Origin of the sequence: Bacteroides mediterraneensis, from assembly GCF_025993685.1 — a bacterium.
GTDB lineage: Bacteria > Bacteroidota > Bacteroidia > Bacteroidales > Bacteroidaceae > Phocaeicola > Phocaeicola mediterraneensis_A.
The window spans coordinates 2,521,172-2,534,526 of the sequence record NZ_DAJPEN010000001.1 but is presented as its reverse complement, the minus strand read 5'-3'; the positions used below and the strand labels follow the sequence as shown (position 1 = coordinate 2,534,526).

Sequence of the window (13,355 nt, the reverse complement as noted above, 5' to 3'; positions counted from 1 at the left end):
TCATAAAACAACAAACTCTTCTTATCAACGAATATAAAGTTGACAGGAAGAGTTTGCTATTCAATTGTATCTCTATTAGACTTCAATTGGATTTTCGTTGGACTTCTTCAACTTCCAGACATCCGGAAGCAGTTCCCGGATATCTTTGCCGGAGTCTTTTTCCTGATAATATGGAAGCCTGGCAATGACATCATTCAGCCATTCTCTTGGATTGACTTCCTGTGACTTGCAGGTGGCAAGCAATGAACAGATGACCGCTGTATTTTCCGCAGCCTCATGATTCCCACAAAAGAGGAAGTTCTTTCTTGAGAGCGTCAGAGGACGTATCGCATTTTCGGCCAGATTATTGTCTATCTTTATATTGCCGTCTTTGAGACAGGCCTTCATTCTGGGCCATAACGGATACGCATAGGAGATGGCCTGTCCCATCCGGCTTTTGGGCGGAACCTTGATATATGTGCTTTCCATCCACTTTTCAAAGGAATCCAGCAGGGGGGCGGACTGACGGTTCCGCAGTTCACGCCGTTCTTCCGGCGTATATTTCCGGGAGTCGGCAAAGTGCTCTGTCCGATAAATCTCCTGTATTATTTTCAAGGCATGCTCCGCCAGACTTCTGTTTTCCTCCAGAGCCATCTCAAAATGACGTCTGATATGGGCCAGGCAGGCTATGAGGCACACTCCTTCAGTACCTTCAAATACATTGTAGGCACTGTAACCGTCACTCTGCAGATATCCCTTGAAGTCCTTCAGCAGTTTCCTTATCGTCTGTCCCGAACGGGAGCCGTCATCGTAATGGAAGATGACCAGCTTTTCCATGACCGCCCTGACCATCCACAGATACTCCTTGTCGGCCTTCCCCTTTCCCTTGCTGATCACCCTTACAGTGGTCTCGTCCGCCTGAACATATCCGCAGCCGACAACCAGCCGGACCAGCTCGTCATAAAGTGGTCTCAGCAGTTCACACACAGGCTTGAACCAGCCGCTCAATGTGCTTTCGGAAAGACGGAGACCCAGATGGCGGAACTCCTTGACCTGCCTGTAGAATGGAACGTGATATTCGTATTTCTGCAGGAGCATTTCGGCCAGCATGGTGGAACCGGCCAGACATTTGTAAACAGGAGAAGGTGGAAGCGGAGCAATGATTACGCCGCTTTCACCTTCCTTGGGAAGACTCAGGTTGTCTTTCAGTCCATATTTGGGACGGACAGTCTCCTTTACATACAGCCTGCCCGGTTCAAATTCCAGCGTACGGGTACGTTCCTCGCCGATCCGTCTGTAACGGTCCAAATCCACCCGGTCGGGTTCAATCACCACTTCAACTACCGGCAGTCCCTCCAGGAGTTCGCGGTTACGCCGGGATTCCTTCTTCTTTCCATCAGGCTTTGCTTTTGAAGGAGCCGCTGCGCTGCTGTCCTCTTCCCGGATGTCTTCACTCTGTCCGGTTGCAGGAACAGAATCGAACAGGGAGAGCTGGTTGGGATCCAGGGCTGCCAGCTTCTCACTTCTCCGCCCGAAAAGCTGACGGTTCAGCCATGCTATCTGTGAAAGCAGTTCCTGTATCTTCCGTTGCAGCGCATCCGTCTGTTCCAGCAGTTTCCCGTTGGATTCGACAAGGGAACGGTTGGCCTCCAGGAGACCGGCTATCTGCTCCTGCTGACTCCTGATTATCTGTTCCATTGTATCCTGCTGAATCATCCGTTTCTATCTCTTTATATAATGTAAAGATACTGATTTTTCGGAAGATACGCAACCGGATACATGAAAAAACTTTCAATAGAAGCCATCCTTTCTACTGGCTTTCAACCTTTTCAGCCTCTCGTTCGGATTGTCACTGATTCCTTCCACCATCATGACCAGGTCGCGCCATTCCATCGGATAAGACCTGCTTCGGCTATCGTAGGCCGGCAGCCGGAACGTGCCCTCTTCCAGACGTTTCACATACAATACCATGCCGCCGTCTTCAGCATGGAGGAGTTTCATGGTGGTCCTGCTTCTGTTTATGAAGATGAAGACATCGCCCAGACGGACGTCATGTCCCATCTGGTCGTGAACCACTCCGCACAGAGAATTGATCCCCTTGCGCATGTCCGTCTTTCCGGGACACAGGAAATAGCGCATGGTATCATTCAGACAGAACATGGCCGCATAATTTGTGTATCAATCCAAATGTCAGTTCAGGGTTTCCATGGCTGTCAAGGTGGATCCTGATTCCGGAAGGAAGCTCTATTGTTACGTCGCCACCCGACCCTGACGGGAGATTGCCTCTGCGACGCAGATCCAATGGAATGAACGTATCATCGGGAAGCTTGTCCGGATGGCTGGTGTAAGTACGGCTCAAGCCGAATTTCTTTTTCCAATAATGGAAACAGGGGGATGAATAGGCCTCATTCTCACAGAAATCTTTTATGGTCAGGCCACTGGCCTGTTGTCTTTCATAAACGGACAGGAACTCTTCTTTACTCATTATTCGTTTCATGGCTTTTTTATTGGCAAAGTAACGGAAGAGTGGAAGGCTTTACAATGTGTATTTTATCGGATGCTTACCTTTAAACGCACTTGCGTTTTACTTAAAGCGTCGAAGCGTTTTGTCTGTTGCTTTTATGGACTTTTAAATTATTGATTGCTAATGTTTTATGATTTTTTTAAGGAAGATATATAATTAAAACTGGTATGCATAAATGATTGGGGAATTTCATTCACGCATACCAGCTTTTTTTAGGATATCTTCTGAATATTCTTGCTTGAAAATAGACTAGAATTCATAGCTAGTCTTCTTATAAGTTTGTCCATCTATGATTACTCCTTGTGTTCCGTTGGAGAATACTACTGTCGGAGTGTCCAGTTTGGTTTGTACTACACCATCCATGTCTACCACTTCATCAAAGAACAAATACCACCCCATTTGTTTTCCTTTATAATATAACTCACTGGTAAATGAGCGTCCCGTCATAGTATTGGTAGTTTGCGAAACCATAGCATACACAACATTTTTTTCCTGCTTTTGGTAGAAGCCATAGGAGGTAATTCTTTCACCATCGGTCATATTTTCTCGTCTTTGATAAACAAACCGTAGATTGTCGTTGGGCTCTACCAGTCCTTTATCCGTTCTGGCAATTTGATTTCCGGCAGAAACACGTCCCACTGTGGTCGAAATATAGGCGGTGTTCCCGGTTTTTACATCTTTGACTTCGTACCAAGAACCTTGTTGGGCCACAAATTCATACATTGCTCCATTGGAAGCTTTTTCTACAACTGTTGATGAAGTTTGTGGGGCTTGACGAACATTTACATTTTGTTTGGTAACAATCACTACTTTTTCGGGTATTTTATACTCTTGTGCGTTGAGTGAAAAGAAAACCCCTGAACAGGCTGTAAGCATGAAAGATAAAAATACTTTTTTCATAGATTTTTTTGTTTGATAGTTAAATTTGTTTTATCCCCTTTTATGGTCAGTTTCAATGGACTGACATCGTATGGCAAATATACTGTTTTTTTATAATATTGATTTAAGAATGTCTGTTTTTATGAAGGAGAAAGTTTGGGATAAATATTCAAGGCTTTGTGTTTTCACGCTACATGGGGAGATAGAAATTATGGCTTATGAAATAAGATAAATTTACTTCATAAGCCATAGTGTAGTTATAGGAAATTATATAATTGTTGAGATTGTGTTATCTTATCGGCACAATTTCAAAGATTTCCGCTTTTCCTTCCAGACGAATCTGACTGACATTTTTGTCGGCCAATTCGATTCTCGCGTAAGGAGTTTCAATCATGGTTTCAGACAGAACCTTGCCTTTCTTGTCCACTTGCACGCATTTTATCGGGGTGGACAACTGGTTCATCAGTAAGGTATAGGCCTTGACATCTTTGTCTACTCCAAAAGCAATCGCTTTTGTGCTTTGGTAAGAAGTGGACAGATTGTTGTCGAAAGCATAGACCGCTTTGCTCAGTGTATCTGCCTCAAGCGTAAAGCCGAGGTTGTCCGGGCGGAGCGGGTTTACGTCGAACGAGCGGACAGAAGCATAGTTGGTGCGTTTGGAATCCAGTCGTTTCAGGCGGACGTAGCGTGCTTTTTCCGGAGCCCCCTGCCAGTGGATGATGTATTGCTGGTTCAGTTCGCCGGTGAGTGCTTTCCAGTTTTGTCCATCGGCAGAACATTCCACTACGGTATGGTCGAAATAGTCCACATCGTCTTTGGAATTTCTTCCCTGAAGGATGGAGATTTCCGTCACATCGCGTACGTCGCGCAGGTCTACCCCAATCCAGTCGTTCGGTTTCTGGGCGATTCCGGAAGTATAGAAAGTCGTAGAATCATTGTCGAACATCAGTTTGGTCTGTACGGTATGCGCACTGCTGAAAGAGCCGATACCTTTATAATCGGTTGGTACTTTTCCCGACAGTTTCTTCAGATATCCGTGCGCCATGTCGTCCATCGCATGCTCATAGAACGGCTGAAGTTTCAGTGTGCCCGACTTGTGTGCTTCGTAGTTTTTCCGGTCTTCCGGTGTCATGATGTTTTGTACGTATTTCGTCCAGAAAAGCGCATCGTCCTGACCGGAACGGTAAATACGGGCCAGCTCGATGGCCTGTTTGCCACGTGTGCCCAGTTTGCCGAACTCTGTCAGCCAAGGACGGAGCTCGTTGAGCAAAGCCTTGTTTTTGCAACCGTTTTCCATGCGTGCAGGAACGCTTTCTACTTTCTTGAATTCTTCTTCCAGGGCGTTGGCTGCCGCATCGTTCCAGTCGGCAATACGGAAAGTCCGGGTTTCCCACGATTCATCCCGCCGGTATCCGTTTTCAGTATCACTGGAATGAATGGCAAAAGTGCGGTAAGCTTCTGTTGCATCGGGTACCAGTTCGGCCAGTCCCCGTTCCCAGTTGTCAATGGCATTGTAGTCGGCGATGTTCCAAGCATAGTCGGCCACTCCATACAGGGCCAGTTTGGAGGCTTCACCGTGTTCCATCGGATTGCTGATTACGCCGCAAGTCTCCTGGGCCGTCAGGCTGGTATCCAGTCCGTAGACCGGTCCCTGGAGTAGGAAATTACGGATATAGTCAGTCACCGGGTAGTTCCACCAATAGTAAGCCGGACGCTTGATGCGGGAATTGATGAAGTCGAGGGTTTCAGGGGTCAGGTCACTGCACACTACGTCGCCTGTCCAGAAAACCTTTATTTCAGGATTCAGTGTTTTTCCGTAGATGGCCAGGCTTCCTTTTTCGGTCGGGTTGGCCCAAAGTTTGGAGTAGTCGGTCGGGCAGACCGTCAGTGGAGACACATCTCCTTTTACTTTCACAAATTCCTCGGTCAGGCGGTTCAGCAGTTCCGTTTGCTTCAGCGGGTTGGTGCCTTCTCCCGAAATGTCATCGAAGAAAATGGCAAAATGCCGTACTCCCAAATCGTACATCCAGTTGAATTTCTGAAGCAGGTTATGATAGTCCTCTTCATTCCATTTGATATCCTGCCCCGGATGGATGGCCCACACGAAGTCCACATAATTCCGGTTGCTGGCATCCACCAGTTCCTTGATGTGTTGTGCCTCTTTTTCCGGATAGGGCAGACGCCAGTTCGGGCAGCTGTGATAGGGGTCGTCTTTAGGGCCGTATAAATAGGTATTCATCTTGAACTTGCCGTAGAAGTCAATCAGCGACAGGCGTACTTCGTGTGACCAGGGCGTGCCGTAGAAACCTTCCACCACTCCCCGGTTGGGCAGGTCCGGATAATCGTTGATTTCCATGCAGGGCAGTGTTCCGTTGGCTGAAACCGGGCTTTCTGCCAACTGTTTCAATGTCTGGATGCCGTAAAATACCCCTCGTTCATCGTATCCGGTAAGGATGATTTCCTTTGGACTGATAATGAGTGAATAAGCTCCGGAGACTTCTTTTACCTGAGCTTTTCGGGCTGTTTTCTGTCCGAAGTCGATGGTAAGTTTGATTCCTTTTTTATTTGCTGTCAGAAAATCAAGATAGGCTGCAAATTTCTGCTGCTTGCCTTTCAGTTTAATACCTTGTGAAATTGGGCAGATGCTGTTTTCGTTTACTTTTAACAGATGAGGTGTTGGATTGAGGATGAGGCCCTGGTGGTCTATCTTCTTTCCGGGAACAGCCTGTACATCCTGCTTTTCAGAACGTTGGGATGAAAGGTCAAAGTCTGTCTCTTGCGCCGACAGGTTTCCGTACATGAATGTACACAAGAGTCCGGCAGTCACACATTTTGCATAATGATTCATTTTCATAAAAGTTGATGTTTTTGGGTAAATACAAGGTGTTTGCTTGCTTAAAACTTTGATTCAAAGATACGATTTGTTTCTGAATCATGCAAATACTATATGTGGATTGTAACTTTTCTTTCTTTCAATGCTGTGTAAAGAAAGAACATTAAGTAAAACATTTATTTGAAATATATTTAATTATTTATTGGTATATTAATATTTAATAATTATATTTGAAACCGTCTAATGAATCATATTGTTAACTTAAAATTAGTCTATGAAAAGAACAGAGTTTAAACTCATGGCAATAACCATGTTGTTGTCAGGATTCTCGGTTGGTTACATTCATGCTGAAACTCATTCAGAAGCAGTCAGAATGCGTGTGTCTCAACAGGAAAATCAGTGTAAAGGAGTTGTTTTGGATGAAAGCGGTGAAAGTGTGATAGGTGCGTCGGTTTTGGTGAAAGGGACTTCCAATGGAACCATTACCGATTTGGATGGCAACTTTTCTATTCCAAATGTGAAAAAAGGAGATGTGATTGTCATTTCTTTTGTCGGTTATAAGAATGTGGAAGCTGTATGGAATGGTACAGACCTTAGAATTACCTTAAAAAGTAATACGGAAGAACTTGATGAAATTGTTGTAGTAGGTTACGGTGTGCAGAAAAAGGTCAACCTTACTGGTGCTGTTTCTTCTGTAAAAGGTGACGCCTTTGAAACTCGTCCTATAGCAGATGCCACACAAGGTTTACAAGGTATGGTGCCGGGCTTGACGGTAAGTAATAATAGTTCCGGCAGACCGGGTGCTACAGGTACGTTGACTTTACGTGGTCAGGGAAATCTGTCTGGAAATGCTTCTCCGTATATTTTGGTGGATGGAGTAGAAATGGAATTGTCTGATGTAAATCCCAATGATATAGAAAACATTTCTGTATTAAAAGATGCGGCAGCTTGTTCTATATATGGAGCTCGTGCAGCTTATGGTGTGATTCTCGTTACTACCAAAAAAGGTAAAGAAGGAAAAATGCGCGCCAATTATCAAGGGAGTGTAGGATGGAGTACCCCTACTGTGTTGCCTGATATGGTGAATTCACTTGATTTTGTGAAATTCTGGAATGATGGAGTCAATAATGCCGGTGCGGGGAATAGAGCTTATTCTGCAGAAAAGATAGCTCAGTTGGAGCAATATATGAGAGATCCTTCAAGTATGAATCCGTGGGCTGATTTGAAACCCGGCCAATCGCTGAATGCGGCCTTTGAGAACTCTGAACTTGGTTTGGGTAACACGGATTATTTTGATTTGCATTACAAGAATTTCAGTTTCAAGCAAAGTCACAATTTAAGTTTCAGTGGTGGCAATAAGAAGGCTCAGTATTATGTTTCTGCGGGTTATTATAATGAAGATGGCATATTGAGGTATGCAGATATGGATTATGCCCGTTATACGGTGAATGCAAATATTACGTCAGAACTGACCAAATGGATGAAATTGAAGTTTAATGCTAAATACATGCATTCGGACAATAAAACGCCATTCAATCAGGGAACAGTTAATGGAGTATCTCTTGACGGAGGTCTGTCGGAAGGTTTTTATCATAGCTTGGCACGTTTCCGTCCTACAGTGTCTCCAATAGATCCAAATGGACATTTTACAGAATTGTCAATGGTGCCTTATTTGCAAAGTGGAACATATACCGATACACAGAATGACCGTTTCAATTTTACTACAGGACTGGAGTTCCAGCCAGTCAAGAATTGGTTTATTTTCTTTGATTATACTTATAAACAAGAGAATATGGAGTATGAGGCTTTAAATGTAGCTCCATATATTTATGAACAAGATGGTGTGACGTTGACTAAGGTGGCGCGTTCTGAATTGGGTGTATCGGCTGACGGTCAGTTTACGCGTGCGTATGCCAATACAAGATATCAGAGTATCAATCTTTATACCAACTACATGTTTTCATTGGCTGATAAGCATAACTTTACAGTTATGGCTGGTTACCAGGAAGAAAACAATGATTTTAGCTGGATGAAGAATTCGATTACCGGGCTGTATTCTACAGCTAATCCAAATGTCAGTATGGGTACGGGTGATAAGATTGTGGTTGATACACGTAATGGGTGGGCCACACGAGGATTCTTCGGTCGTATCAATTATGATTTTGACGGGAAATATCTTGTGGAAGTGAACGGACGTTATGACGGTTCTTCACGTTTTGCCAGTCACAGCAGATGGGGTTTTTTCCCTTCTGTATCATTGGGATGGAATATTCATCGTGAAAAATTCATGCAGAAGGCTGAAGGATTCTTGTCAAATCTGAAACTGAGAGCTTCTTACGGATTATTGGGAAATCAAGCCAATGCGGCATTGTATACGTTTGCTTCTACAATGAGTATCAATGGTAGTCTGGGCAACTATATATTTAGCGATGGCCGTCACATGTACACGAATCCTCCGGCCGTAGTAAATCCCAATACTACATGGGAGAAGGTGGAAAGTAAGAATATCGGTCTTGACTTTGGTTTCTTTGGCAATGCCTTGACGGGTACTTTGGATATTTTCCAGCGAGATACGAAAGATATGTTGGGACCTGGGTATGAGTTTCCGGATATGTTTGGTGCATCAGCTCCTCAGGAAAACAACGCCAATTTGCGTGACAGAGGATGGGAACTATCGTTGAACTATAGAGGTAAGATTGGTAGTGATATTGATTATAGTATTGGTGGATCTGTTTCGGATGCAGTGACTAAAGTTATGCAATATTCGTCAGAAGAAAGTAATCCCGCAAACACTTGGTATACAGGTAAAACCTACGGAGAAATATGGGGGTATCGTACGGATGGACTGATACAGACGCAAGAAGAAGCCGATGCATATAATAAAGCGTATGACATGACTTACTTTAGTGGAAAACTTTGGGAGCCAGGAGATGTGAAATATGTGGATCTTGATGGAAAAGTAGGTGAAGATGGAAGAAAAATTATAGACCGTGGAAGTAACTTGTTGGGTAATATGGGTGATATGACGGTCATCGGTAACACTACTCCTCGTTATCAATATACCGTAAATGGGTCAATCAGCTGGAAAGGATTGAGTTTGAGTTTGATGTTCCAGGGAGTAGGCAAACGTGATTGGAATCCGAGCGGAGTGTATTTCTGGGGCTTCAGCTCTTTTGCACAGGTTACCGTGTTCAAGGAACACATGGACTATTGGCGTCCGGATAATCCGGGTGCTTATTATCCGAAACCTTATATTAATAGTGCAGGTGGAGTAGCACCTTTCCAGAATAAGAATATACAGCCGACCGACCGTTATTTGCAGAATGCAGCATATTGCAGATTGAAGAACCTTACATTGAGTTATACATTGCCTGATGTATGGGTGAAGAAATTGGCTTTGCAGAAAGTACAGGTGTTCTTCTCTGGCGAAAATTTGTTGACTTTCACCAAACTGAAGGGTATGTTTGATCCGGAAGCTATATTTACTTCCAATACCTATACTTCAGAAGGAGGTAAGAACTATCCGATGAACAAGGTTTTGTCTGTAGGTCTGATTGTTAACTTATAATACATTGATATATGAAAAAAATAAATATACTTTTAGCGTTGGCTTTTTCCTTTGGATTGACCGGATGTTATGATTTGGATAAGATGCCGGAAGGGGTACTTTCTACGGCAGACCCGTTTCAGAGTGTGGGCGAAATAAGAAATTATGTAGACCGTTATTATGAAAGTGGCTTGATAGGGCAAGGATTCATGGCCGGTGGCGGCGGTGGTATCGCGGGTCAGGATTATGACAGTGACAACATGAGCAGTATGGCGGCTAACACACGATTGATGGGGCAAACCGCATTAAGCAATGCTGTTGAATTGTCAAACTATACCTATATCAGGGATATAAACTATCTGCTTAATAATATCGAAAATTGCCCCGAGAAGGGTAGTGTGGAATATAACCAACTCAAGGGAGAAGCGTTGTACTTCCGTGCATGGTATTATTATAGAATGTTTATTGATTATGGAGAACTGGCATGGGTAGATAAACCTTTGAATCCGAATCTGGAGGAAATGATGCTGCCACGGGAAAGCCGTACGTTCATTGTCGACAAGATTCTTGAGGATTTGGGTAATGCCAGAGATTTGATGGGTGAACAGAATAACTCATCTTCCATGAGACTCCATCGGGATGTGGCTCGTGCATTGATCAGTGAAGTAGCCTTGTTTGAAGCTACGTGGGAACGCTATCATTATGCAAAAGAAAAGGATAAATCTGAAAAATTCTATGATTATACTTTGAGTGAAGCTGATTTGAATGCGAAGATTGAAAGTTATCTTGAAACGGCAATCAAAGCTTGTCAGGAAGTGGAAGCGCGAGGCGTTTGGAAGATTTATAATACGGGAGATATCAGTAGTGACTATCGTAAGCTTTTTGATACCCCGGATCTTACGACCAATCCGGAAATCTTGTGGTTTAAAATGTACGATGGTGACAAGGTAGGAAACAGTGTGACCCGTTATTTGAATACAGGAGGTGGAAATATTGGTATATGTGCTTCGCTGGTAGACGATTATTTGTCGAGAGATGGCAGACCCTTATTGGGCAATGAGTTGCTGGAGTTGAAGAAAAACTATCCTGATGAACTGAATCCGGCTAACCGTGACCCGCGATTGGCTCAAACAGTAGCATTTCCTGGTCAACGCATGAAACCGGAAAGGGATGGTAATCCATATATACTTCAGTGGCCCTCATTGGCTGGAGATGGTACAGCGTTTGGAACAAATCTTACAGGTTATGTGATGCTCAAACATGTAGAAATAGACTGTGCAGGAGATTATATCAGTGAATACAAAGGAACGACTCCGGCTATCCAGTTCCGTTATGCAGACATCCTGTTGAATCATGCGGAAGCTTTGGCTGAGCAGAACGGTGAGGCTAACGCTGCTGAAATTAAGAGAGTGTTGCAGCCATTGCGTGCTCGTGCCGGGATGCCTGACGTAGATTTTGACAGGGAGTATAACACAGACGCAAGTTATCCTTTCAAGAATTTGAACAAATATGTGCAGGCTGTTCGTCGTGAAAGAAGAGTTGAAACTGCTTTGGAGGGAAAACGGTTGAAAGATATCTTGCGCTGGGCTGCAGCTGAGGAACTTATTATAGGTAAGGTTCCCATGGGGGCATTGTTTGTTGGTAGTAATTTGCCACAGCATTATGGTTCAGAACTGAAATACGATTTGGCAAGTGACAATAACCTGTTCCTGACGGGAAATCCGGGAGATGCCCTTCGTTATATTTTGCCAGTACCTCCTTCTTCAATGCCGGAGGGATGGCAGTTTAAGTCTAACAGAGATTATCTGCAACCTATCCAGGAGAATATGTTGAATGTGATGGATGGATTATGGAAACAAAATCCTGGATGGTAATTCGTTCTTGATGAAAGTAAAAGAAAAAGAGGCCGTCTCAAAATGAACCTTGAGATGGCCTCTGTCGTTTCATATCAGATTGAAGTCGTTTGGATTTTCCTCAAAAAGAATTTACAAGTTTCCTTCTACAGATTTCATCGTTTTACACCGTTTTTCTCCTGTCAGAAGCCTCCTAAGAGGCTACTTTTGAAGATTATGCGCTATGGCCAGCAGGCCAAATTCAATTTCCACCTTTTTCAGCCCACGGAGATGGAACCTCTTGAAGTGCTTGTTGTTCTTGAGGTTTCCAAATACGGCTTCCACATCCTGCGGCCGCTGGCTCCGGTATTTAAGACCTTCCGCAGAAAGGAGTTTCTCACGTTCCCTTTCCTTGATTTTCCTCAGCCTGTGGTTTACCTGCACAATCCTTTCCGACCGGCTTCTGTGACACCGGCATCTTAACGGGCAGCCCTTGCAGTTCCGTGCCCTGTACCTTGAGATGGTCTGTACAAAACCGTTGTCTGTCGTCCGCTTTACATCGGAGAGTCTTTCCATCCTCTGTCCCATCGGACAGTACATGCCGTCGGTTTCTTCATTATAATAGAAGTTGGCAGACAGGAACGGGTCATTCCTGAAGCTCCTTTTCTGTTCCTTGTGGAAATAGTTGTACTTTATGAAGGTTTCAATGCCATGCCTGAAGGCGTACAGGTAGTTCTCCTCACTTCCGTACCCGGCGTCACAGACGGACACGTCAGGATATCTGCCGTAAAGGGAATGGAAGTCTTCCATGTGCAGGGGATAGGTGGAGGTGTCACCGGCACACTGGTGGAGGGTATAGTTCAGGATGAACTGTCCGTTGGTACTGACCTGCGGGTTGTATCCGGGCTTGAGCTGCCCGTTCCTCATGTGGTCCTCCTTCATCCGCATGAACGTGGCGTCGGGGTCTGTCTTGGAGTAGCTGTTGCGCCCGTCGAGAATCTTTCCCTGGGATTCGTATTTCTTCAGCTGTTCGGGCCATGCCTTCCTCACGCGCCGGACCTTGGCCTTCACTTTCCGGTCCGCATCCGTTCCCTCCAGAGCTTCATGTATCTGTTCCAGCGCCCTTTCCACCTTCTCGGGGGTGATGTCCTGGTAAGTGACGGGAGCGGAGTCGCGCAGCTCCTGCTTGGTGACGGACTCGGCGTACCGCCATATCTCCTCAAGCTGTTCCGCAATTCTGGAGATGCGGGTGTGGATGGACTTGCCCCAGACGAACGTATAACGGTTGGCGTTCGCCTCCATCTTCGTCCCGTCGGTGCAGGCCACGTCCAGACTTACAAAGCCCTCCGCCACGAGGAACTTCACGATGGTGGCGAAGACGGTCTTGAGCACATCCTTCAGCCGGCTGCTGCGAAAACGGTTGATGGTGTTGTGGTCAGGCACCCTGGTACCGGTCAGCCACATGAAGCGGATGTCATTGCGGCAGAACTCCTCAATGCGGCGGCTGGAATAGATATTGCGCAGATAGGCATATACCAGAATCTGCAGCATCATGCGGGGATGGTAGGCCGGACAGCCTTTGACGGAGTACTTGCGGTAAAGTTCTTCCAGGCTGATCTGTTCAATGATACGGTGAACAACCCGGACCGGATCGTTCTGGGGAATAAAATCGCCTAAACACGGAGGTAAAAGCAGATTATCGTTGGAGGTATAGTTTTTAAACATTATCTTTGGAATATATTGCTTGATTCCCTAAGATAC

General features: G+C 45.0%; 8 protein-coding genes. 2 read left to right on the top strand and 6 right to left on the bottom strand.

Annotated features, from left to right (window positions below):
- Positions 1-75 precede the first annotated feature (75 nt).
- The 5 genes from OIM59_RS10885 to OIM59_RS10865 all read right to left on the bottom strand — a co-directional run bounded on the left by OIM59_RS10885 (position 76) and on the right by OIM59_RS10865 (position 6,236).
- On the bottom strand, positions 76-1,695 hold the full coding sequence (locus OIM59_RS10885) for an IS66 family transposase (protein ID WP_303896674.1): 1,620 nt from the start codon (positions 1,693-1,695) through the stop codon (positions 76-78).
- Positions 1,696-1,770: 75 nt separating this feature from the next.
- Positions 1,771-2,139, bottom strand: coding sequence for an IS66 family insertion sequence element accessory protein TnpB (gene tnpB / locus OIM59_RS10880; RefSeq protein ID WP_303896672.1), 369 nt, complete (start codon positions 2,137-2,139; stop codon positions 1,771-1,773).
- A complete protein-coding gene (locus OIM59_RS10875; RefSeq protein WP_303896671.1) occupies positions 2,123-2,476 on the bottom strand; it encodes an IS66 family insertion sequence element accessory protein TnpB in 354 nt (117 codons plus the stop codon). Before OIM59_RS10875 ends, tnpB begins: the two co-directional genes overlap by 17 nt.
- A gap of 276 nt (positions 2,477-2,752) precedes the next feature.
- Positions 2,753-3,403 carry an SH3 domain-containing protein gene (locus OIM59_RS10870; protein ID WP_299170100.1) on the bottom strand — a complete coding sequence of 217 codons (651 nt, stop codon included), beginning with the start codon at positions 3,401-3,403 and terminating at the stop codon, positions 2,753-2,755.
- A 268-nt stretch (positions 3,404-3,671) separates the two neighbouring features.
- Positions 3,672-6,236 carry a beta-N-acetylglucosaminidase domain-containing protein gene (locus OIM59_RS10865; RefSeq protein WP_303896668.1) on the bottom strand — a complete coding sequence of 855 codons (2,565 nt, stop codon included), beginning with the start codon at positions 6,234-6,236 and terminating at the stop codon, positions 3,672-3,674.
- A 352-nt stretch (positions 6,237-6,588) separates the two neighbouring features.
- Between OIM59_RS10865 and OIM59_RS10860 the strand changes: the two genes are divergently transcribed.
- Together OIM59_RS10860 and OIM59_RS10855 are read left to right on the top strand one after the other, a co-directional pair.
- On the top strand, positions 6,589-9,783 hold the full coding sequence (locus OIM59_RS10860) for a TonB-dependent receptor (RefSeq protein ID WP_303898208.1): 3,195 nt from the start codon (positions 6,589-6,591) through the stop codon (positions 9,781-9,783).
- Positions 9,784-9,794: 11 nt separating this feature from the next.
- The gene (locus OIM59_RS10855) at positions 9,795-11,636 is read left to right on the top strand and encodes a RagB/SusD family nutrient uptake outer membrane protein (RefSeq protein WP_303896666.1); all 1,842 of its coding nucleotides are present in this window, start codon (positions 9,795-9,797) and stop codon (positions 11,634-11,636) included.
- A gap of 180 nt (positions 11,637-11,816) precedes the next feature.
- On the opposite strand, the gene OIM59_RS10850 is transcribed toward OIM59_RS10855, so the two are convergent.
- A complete protein-coding gene (locus OIM59_RS10850; RefSeq protein ID WP_303896664.1) occupies positions 11,817-13,319 on the bottom strand; it encodes an IS1182 family transposase in 1,503 nt (500 codons plus the stop codon).
- Positions 13,320-13,355: the final 36 nt, after the last annotated feature.